Source organism: Brevibacillus choshinensis (assembly GCF_001420695.1).
In the GTDB taxonomy this organism is placed as follows: Bacteria; Bacillota; Bacilli; order Brevibacillales; family Brevibacillaceae; genus Brevibacillus; species Brevibacillus choshinensis.
Genome location: NZ_LJJB01000007.1, coordinates 1731065 through 1747432 on the forward strand (window position 1 = coordinate 1731065; position 16368 = coordinate 1747432).

General features: G+C 49.6%; 16 protein-coding genes and 2 pseudogenes. 13 read left to right on the top strand and 5 right to left on the bottom strand.

Annotated features, from left to right (window positions below):
* Nucleotides 1–3: 3 nt before the first annotated feature.
* From AN963_RS08260 to AN963_RS08270, 3 genes are all read left to right on the top strand, one after another.
* A complete protein-coding gene (locus AN963_RS08260) occupies nt 4–1623 on the top strand; it encodes an ABC transporter permease (RefSeq protein WP_236707893.1) in 1620 nt (539 codons plus the stop codon).
* Nucleotides 1620–2258 carry an ABC transporter ATP-binding protein gene (locus tag AN963_RS08265; protein ID WP_055744017.1) on the top strand — a complete coding sequence of 213 codons (639 nt, stop codon included), beginning with the start codon at nt 1620–1622 and terminating at the stop codon, nt 2256–2258. The genes AN963_RS08260 and AN963_RS08265 overlap by 4 nt, the downstream gene beginning before the upstream one ends.
* A 434-nt stretch (nt 2259–2692) precedes the next feature.
* Nucleotides 2693–3094, top strand: coding sequence for a DUF1259 domain-containing protein (locus AN963_RS08270; protein ID WP_055744018.1), 402 nt, complete (start codon nt 2693–2695; stop codon nt 3092–3094).
* Nucleotides 3095–3479: 385 nt separating this feature from the next.
* On the opposite strand, the pseudogene AN963_RS31805 reads toward AN963_RS08270, so the two are convergent.
* A pseudogene (locus AN963_RS31805) lies at nt 3480–3651 on the bottom strand (IS110 family transposase); the annotation flags it as partial.
* 499 nt (nt 3652–4150) lie between these two features.
* Between AN963_RS31805 and AN963_RS08275 the strand changes: the two are divergent.
* The 9 genes from AN963_RS08275 to AN963_RS08315 all read left to right on the top strand — a co-directional run bounded on the left by AN963_RS08275 (nt 4151) and on the right by AN963_RS08315 (nt 12373).
* Entirely contained in the window at nt 4151–4705 is a 555-nt protein-coding gene (locus tag AN963_RS08275) for a helix-turn-helix domain-containing protein (protein WP_055744019.1), read from the top strand.
* A gap of 92 nt (nt 4706–4797) precedes the next feature.
* The gene (locus AN963_RS08280; RefSeq protein ID WP_055744020.1) at nt 4798–5136 is read left to right on the top strand and encodes a cupin domain-containing protein; all 339 of its coding nucleotides are present in this window, start codon (nt 4798–4800) and stop codon (nt 5134–5136) included.
* A 74-nt stretch (nt 5137–5210) separates the two neighbouring features.
* The gene (locus AN963_RS08285; RefSeq protein ID WP_236707894.1) at nt 5211–6878 is read left to right on the top strand and encodes a peptide ABC transporter substrate-binding protein; all 1668 of its coding nucleotides are present in this window, start codon (nt 5211–5213) and stop codon (nt 6876–6878) included.
* Nucleotides 6879–6959: 81 nt separating this feature from the next.
* Nucleotides 6960–7898, top strand: coding sequence for an ABC transporter permease (locus AN963_RS08290; protein WP_055744022.1), 939 nt, complete (start codon nt 6960–6962; stop codon nt 7896–7898).
* Nucleotides 7895–8836 (top strand): ABC transporter permease, encoded by a 942-nt coding sequence (locus tag AN963_RS08295; protein WP_055744023.1) that lies wholly within the window; start codon nt 7895–7897, stop codon nt 8834–8836. Before AN963_RS08290 ends, AN963_RS08295 begins: the two co-directional genes overlap by 4 nt.
* Nucleotides 8837–8847: 11 nt before the next feature.
* The gene (locus AN963_RS08300; protein WP_055744024.1) at nt 8848–9864 is read left to right on the top strand and encodes an ABC transporter ATP-binding protein; all 1017 of its coding nucleotides are present in this window, start codon (nt 8848–8850) and stop codon (nt 9862–9864) included.
* Nucleotides 9864–10808, top strand: a complete 945-nt coding sequence (locus AN963_RS08305) for an ABC transporter ATP-binding protein (protein ID WP_055744025.1) — start codon at nt 9864–9866, stop codon at nt 10806–10808. Before AN963_RS08300 ends, AN963_RS08305 begins: the two co-directional genes overlap by 1 nt.
* Before the next feature lie 24 nt (nt 10809–10832).
* Complete coding sequence (locus AN963_RS08310) at nt 10833–11924, top strand: M24 family metallopeptidase (protein WP_055744026.1); 1092 nt, start codon at nt 10833–10835, stop codon at nt 11922–11924.
* Nucleotides 11925–12052: 128 nt separating this feature from the next.
* Nucleotides 12053–12373, top strand: coding sequence for an ABC transporter substrate-binding protein (locus AN963_RS08315; protein ID WP_269084389.1), 321 nt, complete (start codon nt 12053–12055; stop codon nt 12371–12373).
* A gap of 234 nt (nt 12374–12607) precedes the next feature.
* On the opposite strand, the gene AN963_RS08320 is transcribed toward AN963_RS08315, so the two are convergent.
* Nucleotides 12608–12979: a hypothetical protein gene (locus AN963_RS08320; RefSeq protein WP_055744028.1), complete on the bottom strand. Its 372-nt coding sequence runs from the start codon at nt 12977–12979 to the stop codon at nt 12608–12610.
* Nucleotides 12980–13374: 395 nt separating this feature from the next.
* On the opposite strand from AN963_RS08320, the pseudogene AN963_RS30765 reads away from it, so the two are divergent.
* Nucleotides 13375–13497: pseudogene (locus AN963_RS30765) on the top strand (hypothetical protein); the annotation flags it as partial.
* Nucleotides 13498–13604: 107 nt separating this feature from the next.
* On the opposite strand, the gene AN963_RS08325 reads toward AN963_RS30765, so the two are convergent.
* The 3 genes from AN963_RS08325 to AN963_RS08335 all read right to left on the bottom strand — a co-directional run bounded on the left by AN963_RS08325 (nt 13605) and on the right by AN963_RS08335 (nt 16321).
* Nucleotides 13605–14690 (bottom strand): polyamine ABC transporter substrate-binding protein, encoded by a 1086-nt coding sequence (locus AN963_RS08325; RefSeq protein ID WP_055744029.1) that lies wholly within the window; start codon nt 14688–14690, stop codon nt 13605–13607.
* A gap of 19 nt (nt 14691–14709) precedes the next feature.
* Complete coding sequence (locus AN963_RS08330; protein WP_152985648.1) at nt 14710–15423, bottom strand: ABC transporter permease; 714 nt, start codon at nt 15421–15423, stop codon at nt 14710–14712.
* Between the two features lie 67 nt (nt 15424–15490).
* Nucleotides 15491–16321: an ABC transporter permease gene (locus AN963_RS08335; RefSeq protein WP_236707936.1), complete on the bottom strand. Its 831-nt coding sequence runs from the start codon at nt 16319–16321 to the stop codon at nt 15491–15493.
* Nucleotides 16322–16368: the final 47 nt, after the last annotated feature.

A 16368-nucleotide genomic window follows, 5' to 3' on the forward strand; every position in this document is an offset into this window, starting at 1 on the left:
AAAATGAATTCGAATGGCTGGTTATTCATCAGTCTAATTGGGGTAGCAGTAGTACTGCTGCCCGTTTTGTCTATTTTCTTTTCTTTATTTAAAGCGCCAAACGAGAACTGGGAGCAGATCAAACAGTACATGCTTACGGATTACGTCGTGAACTCCGTACTCCTGGTGGTATCTACGGGGATTTTTACAGTGATTGTTGGTGTCACGCTAGCGTGGTTGATAGCCGCATATGATTTTCCCTGTAAACGTTTTTTTCAGTGGGCACTCGTACTGCCGCTTTCTATCCCTCCGAATATAGCAGCTTACACGTATAGCCACATGGTCGGCTACACGGGTGTTGTGCAGGTAACGATGCGGTCCACATTTGACATGAATCTGAACCCTAAATGGTTCGATATCATGTCGCTGCCGGGTGCTGTTTTTATCTTTACGCTATTTTTGTATCCGTACGTTTTTATGATTACGCGGTCGTTTCTTGAGCGGCAGAGTGGTTCCTATATCGAGAATGCGATACTCTTGGGCAGAAACCATGTCTCTATTTTCTTCCGCATCGTGTTGCCTATCGCACAGCCGGCAATCATAGGGAGCCTCATGCTCGTCATTTTTGAAGTGATCAGCGATTACGGTGTTACCAGCTATTTTGGGATTCAAACGATTTCTACTGCCATCTTTCAAACATGGTTCGGCATGTATGATGTGGACTCGGCACTTCGTCTAGCTGCTTGGATGATGGCGGGTGTCATCGGTTTGTTCATCATTGAGCGATGGCTTCGAAATCGTCGACGGTATAGCTCTTCTACCAGTAAAGCCAGCCCGCTGATTCCAAAGCAGCTTAAGGGTATCAGCGCCTTTATTGCCGTACTTTTTTGTGCGACCGTATTCGCTTTTTCTTTTTTGATTCCCGTTGTTCAACTCCTTGTATGGTCTACATGGACCTACCAAGACGTTTTGACTGTCGCATTCGTTGAGCTGACGTACAATACGCTGCTTGTCGCCTTGATGGCGACGGTTTGTATCATGTTCCTGTCCGTGGTTGTCGCCAATGTATGTCGGATCCAAGGAAAAGCTTTTTCCTCTGTTCTGTCAAAAGTCATCGCCTCTGGCTACTCAATTCCTGGAGCGATTATCGCGATCGGCGTTCTCACGTTTTTTATTTTTCTCGATGATATACTGGCCCCATTCTATAGCTGGATCGGAATGGGGGAAGCCCCGTTAGTTCTCAGCATGTCTCTTGTAATGGTAGTGGTGGCTTATGTGGTTCGCTTTATGGCAACGGGCTATAATGCGGTGGAAGCGGGCTTTGAAAAAATGGGGACAACCTATATGGAAGCTTCCAGAATGCTCGGGTACGGCATGACCCGAACCTTTTTCAAGGTGGATATTCCTTTGATGAGAGGCGCGCTGGTAAGCGGTACGATCCTGACCTTTGTGGAAATCATGAAAGAGCTACCGATGACTCTGTTGCTTAGACCCTTTAACTTCGAGACGCTAGCAACCAAGACGTACCAATATGCTAGCGATGAAAGAGTCATAGAAGCCTCGATTCCGTCTTTGTTTATTATTGCGGTGAGTGTTTGTTCCGTTCTTCTATTTTATAAATTAGGAAAGAGGTTGGAGAAATGAATTTTGTTGAAATAAAAGACGTTTCTTTTTCCTATTCCAGCAAAGAAGCTCCCATTCTTAAAAAAGTCTCCTTCACCTTAAACAAAGGGGAAATCGTAGGGGTGGTGGGTCCGAGCGGAAGCGGGAAAAGTACACTATTACGCTTAATTGCCGGCCTGGGCACACCCCATACAGGAAAAATCAGCATCGATGGTAAAGTGGTAATGGACATGCAGACGTTCGTTCCACCCGAAAATCGCGGAATTGGTATGGTGTTCCAAGACTATGCACTGTTTCCGCATATGACCGTGGCCCAAAATATTGAATTTGGCTTGCATCGCATTTCCAGACCCCAGCGAATGTCCAGGGTAAAGGAGATGGTTGAACTCGTTCAACTCACTGGTTTTACGAAGCGATACCCGCATGAATTGAGTGGAGGGCAACAGCAGCGTGTGGCATTGGCAAGAGCTCTTGCGCCGAAGCCGTCACTTTTGCTAATGGATGAGCCCTTCAGCAATCTCGATGCCAATTTACGCGCAACGATACGTGGCGAACTCCGGGATATTTTGCAAAAGGCACGGATGACCTGTTTGCTTGTAACCCATGACCAACAGGACGTGCAATCGATTTGCAGCCGTGAGATTCAGCTGAAATGACCCAAGGAATTTGAAAATAGACGAACGAACCTATGATGAAATCCCCTTAGTCTATCTAAGGGGGATTTTTTTTGCTGTGGTATTACGGGAGTTAGGGAGAGGTGCCCACCAAAATCAACCATTTCATCATGAATATCGTATAGTGTCGTTTGACCGGTCCATGATGGACGTCGTGCTACGCTAGCGCGTTTGTTTTAACTACCTAGTGGGTAGAGCCAGCTCGATGTGCTCAGAGATGATGCTTGAAGGCTTCGGCACTTGTGAAGACAGCTTGCGCGACGGCTTGGTTTGAATAGGATCGGATGCACCACGGTTTGTAGGAAGCGTTATTGCTGTACTGACAGTCGATGAAGCTCATCATGTTACTAGACGGTAATCCGTTTCAACCCTGCTCTGTTTCTCATACGATACAAGAAAATAGGGGGGAAGGATCTATGGCAAATAACAGATCGCTATGTGAGCAATTCTCAAGGATTATTGGGGGTCAACCTGGTTTTGCTGGCGGAAAGTGCGTATCAACCATAAACCGAGCTCAGATAAGAGCAAATATTTTAGGGAAAGGATTTCAAGTAACGTCTTCTTTTTCATTCGAATCCGTAAATAAGAGAACGGGCAGAGCTCTTTGTGTAGGCCGAGCAGCATTCTTGCAAAAAGAAGTGAATAGATTCATTTTGGCCATAAGAAAACAAGGAATAAAGGTGTCATCTGTTCGCAACGAATGGCTTTTTGATCAGCCTCGTTTGATTTATATCAATATAGAAGCAGTTGATCAACCACTCGCTTTCGCTAGAAAAGTCAGGCGAGCATTGGATGTGATAGACAAAGTCCATCCATGATCGGCGGCAACATACGAATGCTGCACCTAGTGAAGGCATATGTACAGCGACACAAAAGTACTACCATTAAAAACGTTGCTAAATAAGGATGGTTACTATCTATCAGGATATCTCGACGAGAGACGTAAATGAAATAAAGGAGATCCTGGGGACGTATCGTGATGAAATAAGCAGAGGCAATAAAATTAAAGAAGTCTTTCTAAATCATGTTGCCATCTAACCAACTGGGCAGTCAATATCAAATAGGAAATTGGTTTATTACTAAGAGGTTATCGGAAATTGCCAAATCAATCAAAGAATCAGGTTAAATATGAATTCGTTTTCCCTATTAATTAAAACCGGCCTTCCCGGCCGGTTCATTTATTTGCTGAGTACGGTAGGTATTCTAAAAGTACCGCTTTTGTTTAATGAGATTGAAAATCCAGTGAATCAATTTGTTCGCACAAGCAATGACGGTGACGTTAAACGGCTTTCCTTCAGCGTTTTCTGTCATAAAACTCTTTTAGCTTCTTAATGCGTGAACTCCTGATGCCACATAGGACAGCCAAATAAAATGCGTCCATTATTATTTACGCCTTTTATTGGTCCCAACCGTGGAACGACTGATACATATAGCTGCCATTCTTTCCGCCAGTTCTGATTCCCTAGTGTTTCATACCTCTTCAGTGGTAGGGAAATCCATTAAATGTTACCCTCTCAATTGTATTTATGCCTATGTAGAGTATGCGATAGGATTTGGGATGGGATTCGGCCTCAAAAATAGAAGCTTTTGCAGCCGGTTAAACGCAGACCAAAAGGGCACCATGTCTACAGCTCAACAGACGAAGAAACAAAGCTGAGCCTCTGGTGGCTGCTGTGGCGGAGCTAGCTAAAACAGTAGAGTAAAAATATTACTAGTGGCAGAAAACCCGAATTAAGGGCTCTCTTTTTTCTTCTCACAAAAATTCATTACAGTATTCCAAAAAAACCCTTTACATAATTACGATCACATAATAATATATTTTCATAAGACAAAAAATCTGAAAATGATAGCAATTCTGACAGGAGGAAATAGTTCTGGATAGCATCTTTGAGAAAATCCGCGAGCTGCGTACACAGCAAAACATGACACTAAAGGACCTCAGCTCGAGGTCTGGTTTATCGATCAGCTTCCTGTCGCAGGTGGAGCGGGGCAACAGCTCGCTGGCGATCACGTCGCTGCAGAAGATTGCCGAGGTACTGAACGTGCCGATCACTGCGTTTTTCGAGGAACAGCAGAATTCACAGTACTTCGTGCCGGAGTCGGAGCGCAAGCAGTTCCAAATTGAGGGATCAAGTGCGATCTACGTGCGCTTGGGCGGAGATTTTTCCGGGAGAGCGCTGGAGCCGTTTCATGTAACACTGCCACCTCGTCAAAAGCAGGATGTGGTATTTAACCATCCGGGCGAGGAGTTCTACTACATTCTTGAAGGGAAGGTAATCATCACGGTTGACGGGAAGGAGTATCACTTGTCCAAAGGGGACTCGATCCACTTTCCGTCCACACTTGATCATACCTGGTACAACCCGACTGATGAAGCGGCGCAAGTGGTTAGCGTACTGACGCCAGTCATATTCAAGACAAATAGCTAAAAAAGCGAGGATTCATTTTTTTTTGTAGGAAATTATCGAAATTTTCTGCTTATTTATGTTGCGCAAAAAAAGCGAAAGGGAGGCGTTTTGCAATGATCGTAATCAACGCCAACGAAGTGAACCAGGATAACCGACCGGATGACGCTCGCCTCAAGACACTGTTTCCCAAAGGCATTATCGACGGAGGGAAGGTCATGTTTGGCACGGTGGTCATTCCGCCAAAGGCACGCGTCCCAATGAAGGGCCAAGGGGCGCACGACCAGGACGAGTATTCTTATATCATGCGCGGCTCCATCCAGACTGAGAGCGGTGGCAAGGCGTATACGGTTTCAGCAGGGGAAGCGACGCTGATTCCGGCTGGAGAAGAGCATTGGGCTTACAATGCAGGGGACGAGGACTGCGAGATCGTCTGGGTGCTCGTCGAACGATGATATCAGCGCCCCTTTAGACGAGGGCGCTTATCAAGACAAACAGAAAAGTTGGGACAAGTAAGGGGGACATTTCGATGAAGAAAATACTAAAAGTATTTAGTACAGTAGCGCTGATGAGCAGCCTTGCGCTTGCCGGATGTAGCCAGCCTGCAGCCAATAGCAAGCCGGCCGACACCGCGCAGCCGCAGCAAGCGACGCAGGAGGCTCCAAAAGCAGATGCAAATGCCAAAGCTTTTTTGCGGGCGAACCTGAAAACGGAACCCGTTTCTCTCGATCCGCCTAAAGCATACGATCCCGTCGCGTTCGAAGTTCTTTACAACGTACTGGAAGGTCTGGTGCGGTTGGATGAAAACCATATGACGCAACCGGCGATGGCTGAGAAATGGGAGATTAGCGAGGGCGGAAAGAAATACACTTTCAAGCTTCGCGACAGCAAATGGTCAAACGGCGATCCGGTAACCGCTCATGACTTCGAAGTTGCCTGGAAGCGAATGGTTGACCCGAAAAATGGCTTTCCGGCAGCATTCCTGGCGTTCGTCATCGAGGGTGCGGAGAAGTTCAACAAGGGTGAAGGCACGGCAGAAGATGTGAAGGTAAAAGCACTGGATGACAAGACGCTGGAAGTGAGATTGAAAGCGCCTACAGGTTACTTCCTCAGTCTGGTGGCAACCCCGGTCTTTTATCCGGTCAACAAAAAGAACGTGGAAGCCAACTCGAACTGGTCTGCGGAAGCAGCGACGATCGTCTCCAACGGTCCGTTTACGCTGACGGAGTGGACGCACGACCAATCGGTCAAAGCCGTGAAAAACGAGAATTACTGGGATAAGGATAAAGTGAAGCTGGCGGGCATCAACTGGGTGATGATCAACGACGAAAACACGCAGTTCCAGATGTTCCAGGCAGGTGATCTGGATAACATCGAGTCCGTTCCAAAAGATGTAAAAGGAAAGCTGCTTGGTTCGGGCGAAGCCAAAATCGCGCCGGAAGCGGCTACCAGCTTTTACCGCTTGAACACGGCGATGCCGCCGTTCACCAACAAAAACGTGCGTAAAGCGTTTGCGTTGGCTGTTAACCGCCAACTGATCATCGACAGGGTGACGCAGGGCAAGCAGGTGCCAGCGATGGGCATCGTACCAATTGGATTCCCGGAACCGGATGGCAAGGATTTCCGCCAAGTCGGTGGAGACTTCTTCAAGGATAACGATCTGGAGCAAGCGAAGGCACTTCTAGCACAAGGCATGAAAGAAGAGGGCTGGAGCACGCTGCCGGAAGTGACCCTCACCTATGATACAAACGATCTGAACAAAACCATCGCACAGGTATTGCAAGAAATGTTCAAGAAAAACCTTGGCGTGGAAGTGAAGCTGGATAGCAGGGAGTGGAAGGTGTTCCTGGCTGAGCAGCGCGCAAGCGAGCATCAGGTTTCCCTCTCTACGTTCTATGCGGATTATGCTGATCCGCTCAACTTTATTGAGATCTTCCAGACCGGTCATCCGGGCAACCGCATCAACTACAGCAACAAGGCGTTTGACGAGCTGATCCAGAAGGCCAGTATAGAGCCGGATGAGAAGACCCGTTTCGCTCTGATGCACGATGCGGAGAAAATGTTCTTTGACGACATGCCGGTGCTGCCGCTTTACTACAGCACAAAGGTGTTCGTGGAACAGCCAAACGTAAAGGGCATCCTGCGCCATCCGGCGTCTTTGATGGATTACAAAACGGTGGAAATCGCACCAAAATAAGGTTGCACTACGGAAAGGGCGAAACCAGCCCTTTCCTTCCCTTTTCCAATCCCGATCAATCTGTGAAAAGGAGGGAACGCCGTGTCCCGTTATTTGCTGAAACGCATTCTGATGGTACTCCTGACGCTCTGGATCATCGTGACGCTGACGTTTGCCCTGATGCACATGATACCTGGTGACCCGTTCGCTGCTGAGTCGGGGAAGCTGCCCAAGCAGGTGCTTGCAAACCTGCGGGCCAAGTACCATCTGGATGAGCCGCTACCTGTACAATACGTACTTTATCTGAAAAATCTCGTAACCCTTGATTTGGGCATGTCGATCAAGTCGGACACACGCAGTGTTAATGATATGATCGCCGATGGCGTTTCTGCTTCGGCTGTTCTGGGGACGCAGGCCCTGGTGATTTCGCTTGTGCTGGGAATTTTCTTTGGTATCGTGGCCGCGCTTAACCGCAGTCGAGGCCTGGATTACCTGATGATGGTGCTGGCGATTATCGGGATATCCGTTCCCAGCTTCCTGATGTCGCCGCTGTTGATCAACTATTTTGCGATGAAGTGGCCGATTTTTCCGGTCGCGACGTGGGGCACCTGGATGCACACGGTGCTGCCCTCGATTGCGCTGGCGTTCGGTCCGCTGGCCGTCATTACGCGCTACATGCGCACCAGTATGATTGATGTCTTGAATCAGAACTACATTCGCACCGCAGAGGCAAAGGGGCTGCCCACCCGACTGATCGTCATCCGGCACGGTATACGCAATGCAATCATGCCTGTGGTCACGTTTCTCGGCCCGCTGATGGCTGCATTAATAACCGGTTCGTTCGTTGTGGAAAAGATTTTTGCCATCCCGGGCATCGGTAAATATTTTGTAGACGGCATTTTTAACCGGGATTATCCGGTCATTCTGGGCACGACCATTTTCTATAGCACCGTGCTGATTCTTACGATTTTACTCATTGATATCGCCTATACACTGATTGATCCGCGCATCAAGCTGAACAACAAGGAGGGCTCGGGATGAACGCACAAACGAAATCGGACGATCTGTTCCGACCCCTGGTAAAAACGGGAAAACAGGCGGCGGCCGAACGGCCCAGTCTCTCATACTTTCAGGAAGTGATGCGAAAGCTGGCCAAAAACAAGCTGGCGATGGTCGGGCTTGTACTCATTCTGGTAATCTTTGTGATGGCGGTCATCGGCCCGTCACTGACTCCTTACAGCTTTGCTGACCAGAGTCTGCTGGATGGCAATATGCCCTTGTCAGCGGAGCATTGGTTCGGGACGGACGACCTCGGGCGCGATATGTTTGCACGTACCTGGTACGGTGCGCGGATTTCGTTAACCATCGGGGTGGTGGCAGCACTGATTGATTTGGTGATAGGCGTTTCCGTCGGCGGGATTGCCGGCTACATGGCAGGGCGTGGGAAAAAGGGGGAGCGCATCGATAACGTAATCATGCGTGTCATTGAGGTGCTACACGGGCTGCCGTATCTGCTGGTGGTGATCCTGCTTATGGTGGTCATGGAGCCGGGGATCACGACGATTATTACGGCTCTGACCGTGACGGGTTGGATCGGCATGGCCCGATTGGTTCGCGGACAGATCCTCCAGCTGCGGACGAACGAATACATTCTGGCCGCGCAGGTATTGGGTGCTTCGTTTGCACGTATCCTGTGGCGCCATCTGATACCCAATACCATCGGCATTATTATCGTAAATTTAACCTTTACCATACCAGCGGCAATCTTCGCCGAGTCGTTCCTCAGCTTCTTGGGATTGGGCGTACAGGCACCGATCGCAAGCTGGGGAACGATGACCAACGACGCTCTGGGCGTCATTCTGACGGGAGACTGGTGGCGGCTGTTTTTCCCTGGCATGATGATCTCGCTCGTGATGTTTGCGTTTAACGTGTTTGGCGATGGCTTGCAGGATGCGCTAGACCCGCGCCTGCGCGACTAGGGGGAGATGACATGGAACATTTACTCGACGTACGCAATCTGAAAGTTCATTTCAAGACCTATGGCGGCGAAGTGCAAGCGGTGCGAGGCGTAACCTTTCACGTGGAAGCAGGGGAAACGGTGGCGGTCGTGGGCGAGAGCGGCTGTGGCAAGAGCGTGACGGCGCAGGCGATCATGGGGCTGATTCCCTGTCCGCCAGGCCGCATTGTAGATGGGAGCGTCACATTCAATGGAAAAGAAATCACCCGCATGTCCAAGGCGGAGCTATTGAAGCTGAGGGGCTCGGAGATCGGGATGATTTTTCAGGACCCAATGACAGCGCTCAATCCGACAATGAAAATCGGTACGCAGCTAACTGAAGGGTTGGTATACCACCATGGCGTGCCACGAGAGGAGGCGCGGGCGAAAGCAGTGGAGCTGCTGCGGCAGGTAGGGATTCCAGACGCCGAGAAACGGGTGGAACAATACCCGCACGAATTTTCCGGCGGGATGCGGCAGCGGGTGGTCATCGCCATCGCGCTGGCCTGCAATCCGAAGCTGGTCATCGCCGATGAGCCAACTACCGCGTTGGACGTGACGGTGCAGGCACAAATCCTCGATTTGCTAAAAGAGCTGCAGATCAAAACCAATCTGTCCATCATTATGATCACGCATGATCTCGGTGTGGTTGCGGAAATCGCTCACCGGGCCGTGGTGATGTATGCGGGCGTCGTCGTGGAATCAGGACCGGTAGAATTGATCTTTGCCCAGCCGAAGCATCCTTATACATGGGGATTGATGCGCTCCATGCCACGGATGAATGGTGAATCAAAGGAACGGCTGATTCCAATTGATGGCACGCCTCCTGATCTGTTTCACCCGCCGCAAGGGTGCCCATTTGCAGAGCGTTGCGACTATGCGATGGAAATCTGCGCGCACGAGATGCCGGATGCATCGCAGTTTTCAGGTGGCCATCAGGCGGCATGCTGGCTGCATGATGCCCGCGCACCAAGAATTGACGAACTCATTGCAAGCGGGAGGCAGGCATGATGGCGGAGCATTTGGTAGAAGTAAACGGACTGAAGAAACATTTTACACTGGGAACTGGATCTACGCTGAAAGCGGTGGACGGGGTTTCTTTTTCCATTCGGAAAGGAGAGACGCTGGGGCTGGTGGGTGAGAGCGGCTGCGGTAAATCTACCCTCGGTCGGACGTTAATCCGGATTTACGAGAGCACGGAAGGGGAGGCGCTGTTTCAGGGGAAAAACGTGCACCAGCTGTCGCGCAAGGAAGCGAAGCAGTTCAATCGGGATGTGCAAATGATTTTCCAAGACCCGCATGCCAGTCTGAATCCCCGGATGAAGGTGGGCGACATCATCGCTGAAGGGCTGGAAATCCATGATTTGAGCAGATCCGACCGGACAGGTCGCGTTGTTGAACTGCTTGAGCAGGTGGGACTGAGGCCAGAGCATGCCAAGCGCTTCCCCCATGAATTTTCCGGCGGGCAGCGTCAACGCATCGGGATAGCCCGCGCTCTTGCAGTCGATCCGCGGTTTATCATCGCTGATGAACCGATCTCAGCCCTGGATGTCTCGATACAGGCACAGGTGGTGAATCTGTTAGAGGATTTGCAGGCGGATCGGGGGCTTACCTACCTGTTTATCGCCCACGATCTCTCGATGGTGAAGCATATCTCCACCCGGATTGGCGTGATGTATCTAGGCAAGCTGGTTGAGCTTGCGGAGAGCTTCGAGCTGTATAGAGAGCCGCTCCATCCGTACACGCAGGCTTTGCTTTCGTCCGCACCCGTGCCTGATCCGACCGCGCGACGCGAGCGGATCGTCCTGCAGGGAGACCCGCCGAGCCCGGCAAATCTGCCAAGCGGCTGCCGGTTTCGCACGCGCTGTCCGCATGCGATGCAGGAGTGTTCGGCTACGGAACCGTTATGGAGGGAAGACGCCCCTGGACGGTGGGTAGCTTGTCATCTCTATTAAATAAGGAAGGTTTGGTGAGCATTCATGAATGACCGTTTGAAAGAACTGTATTCGTTTATGGAGCGTAAATGTGTTGACGCGATGCTGATTACTTTGCCACAGCACATCTACTACCTCACGGGATTCTTTAATGAGCCGCACAAACGGTTCATGGGACTGGTTTTGCCAAAGGGAGAGGAACCGTTTTTAATCGTTCCGCTTCTGGATGAAGAAAAGGCGCAAAAAGCTTCCCGCGTGACGACGATTTTCGCATGCGCCGATACGGAGAATCCGTACGACCTGCTAAAAGAGAAGCTTCCTGTATCCATTTCACGGCTGGGCGTGGAAGAGGAGCATCTGCATGTTGCACGGTATCGCGCCGTGATGGCGGCCACGGGAGCCGAGGAATCAATCGATGCAGGGGAACCGCTCCGTGAAATGCGAATGATCAAGAGCCCGGAAGAAATCGGGAGCATGAAGCGGGCCATTTACCTGATCGAAGAAGTGTTGGCCGCTGCATTGGGCCATGTAAAACCCGGCGTTACGGAAATCGAAATTGTAGCGGAAATGGAATACCAGATGAAAAGGCTGGGGGCAGAGGGGTCGGCTTTTGACAGCATCGTGCTGTCGGGGGAGAAATCGTCGCAGCCTCATGGGATTCCCGGCACGCGCAAAATCCAGAATGGGGAACTGCTGCTGTTTGACTCGGGGGTATTGGTAGATGGATATCACTCGGATATCTCGCGCACTTTTGGCGTTGGTGAGATACATGAAAAGCTTGTCGATATGTACGATACCGTTCTGCAAGCCAATCTGGCGGCGATTTCTGCCGTACAGCCAGGTGTTGCTTTCGCCACTATTGATCATGCAGCACGTGAGATCATTGCACAAAAGGGATACGGGAAATACTTTCTAAATCGCGTCGGGCACGGCCTAGGTCTGGAATTACACGAATACCCGTCCATCCATGGCAACAACCACGATATCGTCCGTGAAGGAATGGTATTTACCATTGAACCGGGGATTTATATCCCTCAGCTCGGCGGGGTACGCATCGAGGATAACGTGTTTGTTACACGAGAGGGCGTAGAGGTGCTGACGTCCTATCCGAAAAAGCTGACGATCATCGGAGTGTAGTAATGTCAAATAGGTAATAGTAAAAGGTCAGCCCAACGGCAAGAAGCAACAGGAGGGCGCCGGGAACCAGTTTGGAAAGCAGCACTCTTTTTGGCGGAGCGCTGCTTTTTCTGTTTTCGGGTTTCCATGTGTATAAATCGCTCTCCAGCACGCGTGCCTGGCGGAGGAATTCTGTGGGACTAGGGCCGTGGAAGTTTGAGAGCTGGAAAACGGGCGAAGGTGTCACCTATGTTAGAAATGAAGCTTTTCAGTGGAGAGAGCCATATTATGAAAATCAAGGTCCTCCAAGAGCCGACAAACTTGTCATAAAAAAGATTTCTGACAGCCAACTCAGGATGTCAGCACTTGAGAGTGGTGCCATTTATGTAGCAACAGAAGTACCTGTCAAAGAAGTGAAAAATTACCGCAACAATCCGAAATCCTCTGAACATGACAATTGGTTTCAATGAGGAAAAAACAGGGTGTCTCATACAAACTAAAATAGGAAAAAGCCCAGCGTATTTGCTAGCACTGGGCTTTCTCATATGTAGTCCTTTATCAGGTCAAAGGAGCCTGGAGGAGATATGATTTACTTATAGTTTGCTATGTATTTCATTAACCTATCTGAATCAAGATGCATCATCCCATTGCTACGAGTGTCCTTTAAGACAAAATAGTGGCTGTGGATAAAGTTTCTTGCTTTATCAGGAAGTAGTTATTTCTACTACAGGTCGTTCCAACATAAGTTCAACTGTGCTACCCTTCAGCTCCACGTACCCATGAGTGAAGCTGAGTTTTCGATTTACTTTTTTATTCACTAGCTCTTTGATTTGCAAAACTTCTTGTGTAGTTGGACTCAATGAAGTGACAACCTGATAAAAGGTCCGCAAATTTTTAGGGGCGCTAATTTGAGCAGATACGAATACCCTCACATTTTGATCCTTGAGTTGAATGGAGCCGGATAAAGATTCGTCTTTAGCAAAAAGAATACAGTTATCCTTGTAGTCAAGTTCAAAATCAGACGAAAGTAAGGCTTGCTGGAAGGAGTACGGTGTATATTGCAAAAGTGCCTCCATCTCATTATTGCCTCCAAACAGTAACGTTCCGATCAATAGTGCCTTTCCACTGAAGAGGCTGGCAAAATGTAACCGTCTTACAGCCCTACGTGCTTTCTTAAATAGTGCGATCACGGCGTAAACAATCAAGACCACTGCAAGTAATACCAGAGCAATGGTTGTAGAACTCCAATTATACAGGAAAATAGTTAACCTCTCCTAGCATCTAATATCTCTATTACAAAACATACGTTCCCTTATTGTACTACAAGAAGATGAGAGGGGATATAAGGAAGTTCACTAGTTTTCAGCGGTTATGAGCGATTTAAGGGTTTTTGAAACTGATTGTTAGCTGCTTACCATTCATCGCTACCTAACCAGATACGGGTACTCTCACATTTTGATCCACCAGAGTGCCATGGGGCGGGTACAAAATGAGCGGAATCGGAGGTGAGCTGGGGACGTACGTCTATGAAGCGTACACCGAGGTCAAGCAGATCAACATCAAGCTGAACGTGAAACCAAGCGGCTGGTTCTGAAATTGAATCAGCGCAGCAAAAAGGCGGGGGCAATTTTCCCCGCCTTTTTCTTTGATAGAATGAATCGATTGGCTGACAAAAACATGGTTTTCGGACAGAGTGGTTGGCTACTGCGAGCTTTTTACTTCCGACCAGGTACGATCGTACAGCTTGACGGCATCGCCTATATCTTTTAGGCTCTCTACCCTTTTCATTTCCTCAGCGGGTGGATAGATGGCGATATTGTCCAGTATAGCTTTGTCAATCAGCTTGCGTGCCTCTCTGTTCGGATTGATATACGGGAATGATTTTGCGATTTCCGCGCTGATTTCCGGCTCTAGCAGAAAGTTGACGAACGCTTCCGCTGTCTTTTTGTGCTTGGCACCTGCTGGGATGACAAAGTTGTCAAAAGTGAGCATCAGCCCCTCCTTGGGAAGGACAGTCTTGATCTTCGGTTTTTCGTGTTGGGCAAGAGCGATTTCCGCGCCCCAGACAAATGCGATGTTCACCTCGCCGTTGATCATCATCGTTTTCGGGCTGTCACTGTCAAAGGCTTTGATATTTGGCATCAATTTCAGCATTTTTTGCTGTGCTTCCTCGAGGTGAGCAGGATCCGTATCATTCCCTGAATATCCGAGAGTCTTCAACACCATCCCGAGAATAAACCGCTGATCGTCCACCATGACAATCTGGCTCTTGAATTCCGGCTTCCAGAGATCTTCGAAGCTTTTGATCTCTGTTTTGATGTTATCTGGATTATAGGCAAGGGAGACGGTGTTGCCCATGTATGGAACGCTAAATTTGTTCCCGGGGTCGTGATCTTTGTTGACGAATTCTTCGGAGAGATTCTTCAAGTTGGGAATGTTGTTCAGATCCAAAGGCTCGATGATGCCCTGCTTCGCCATGGGCTGAATGAAGTAGTCGCTTGCCACTGTCAGATCGTAGATACCCCCGCCTGCCGATACCTTGGCGAGCATTTCCTCATTGGAGGAGAAGGTGCTGTAGTTAACCTTCACGCTGTATTTGTCTTCGAATTTTTTTATCACCTCTTCAGGCAGATACTCCGACCAGTTGAAGACGTTCAGCTCCTTGTCCAGCCCGTTGCCAGAGCCGTTTTCCTGCGTGGTAGGAGAGGATGAGCCACATCCTGCCGTCACCGCCAGTGCCACCGCAGCGATCGAGGCCGCAATTGAATGTTTCCAGTGTTTCGTCATAATGATCCCCCTTGTTTCTCTAATTTTTTCTCATCCGGATGCGCTCCGCGATGATGACCAAAAACAGCGTGACAATCAGCATCAAGGTGGACAGCGCGTTGATTTCGGGGGTGACCCCGAATTTGACCATTGAGAATATCTTGAGCGGTAAAGTGGTGCTGGATGGGCCTGCGACAAAAAAGCTGATGATTACATCGTCGATTGAAAGGGTGAACGCCAAGAGGCTACTGGCTAAGATCCCCGGCGCAATTACGGGAACGGTCACTTTAACAAACGTTTGCCATGGAGTTGCGCCAAGATCCATCGCAGCTTCCTCGATGCTCCTGTCAAACCCGGCCATTCGTGCCCGGACTACGACCACAACGAAGGGAACAGAGAAGGTAATGTGGGCAGCGATAAGCGTGAAATAGCCAAGTGGTACCTGCAGCTGAGCAAACAGGGCGAGCAGGGAGATGCCCATTACGATTTCGGGAATGACGATTGGCAGGTACAGCATGGCATCCAGTGCCGTTTTACCCCGGAAATGGTACCGGTACATTCCGACGGCTGCCAGGGTGCCGATCATGGTGGCGGCGATCGTGCTGATCAAAGCTACGAGCAGGGACGTTCTCATTGCATCCAGCACGTCACTGTTTTGCATCAGCTTCAAATACCAGTCAAGCGTAAATCCGGTCCAAACGGCATTCAGCTTGGATTGGTTAAAGGAATAGAGAATCAGGATAGCGATCGGCATGTACAAAAAGAGATAAATCAGGGATGCATACAGGATAGAAAGTTTGTTGCCAAAAGAAAGGCGCACGTTACAACAGCTCCTTCCCTTGTTTGTCTTTGGATACCAGGATGTAGCCTACAATGAACAGCAGCGTCAGTATCATCAGGATGATGGAGCTTGCTGCGCCGAAGGGCCAATCCCGCGCAGTGAGAAACTGATTTTTGATCAGGTTCCCTATCAAAACGGTTTTGCTGCCCCCCATCAGGTCGGGGATGAAAAAAAGACCCAGGGACGGAATGAAAACAAGCAGGGACCCAGCCAAAATGCCGGGGGCTGTCAGGGGAAGAGTAACCCTGCAGAATGTCTGCCAGGGTTTGGCTCCCAAATCTCTGGCTGCCTCTAGCAGGGTGCGGTCAAGCTTTTCAATGGAAGCGTATAGAGGAAGCACCATGAACGGCAGCATCGTGTATATAAGGCCGATCAGCACGGCCGTTTCATTGTACAGAAGAGAGAGTGGTTGGTCGATCAGCCCCAACTTCAAGAGCAGGGTGTTAATGACCCCTTCGGTTCGCAATAGCACGATCCAGGCGTATGTACGGATCAATGAATTGGTCCAAAAAGGGACGATGATCAATAGCATAAGGATGTTCCGGTATTTGGCCGGGGAACGGGCGATGATGTAAGCAAACGGATAGCCGAACACGAGGCAACTGGCGGTTGTGAAAAAAGCCAGGACGCAGGAGACCCAGAGGATCTTGAAGTAAAGCGGGTCAAAGAAGCGGATGTAGTTATCGAGAGTCAACGGGAGGTCGATTCCCCCAAACGAGCTGCGTGAGAAAAAGCTGACGGCCAACACCAGAACCAGAGGTAAAAGGAATAGTGCGACCATCCAAACTAGGACGGGGCCGATTGTCCACATCTTGCCGTAGTCTTTGGGACGGCTCGTTTTCGGCGCAGAGGCTGGAT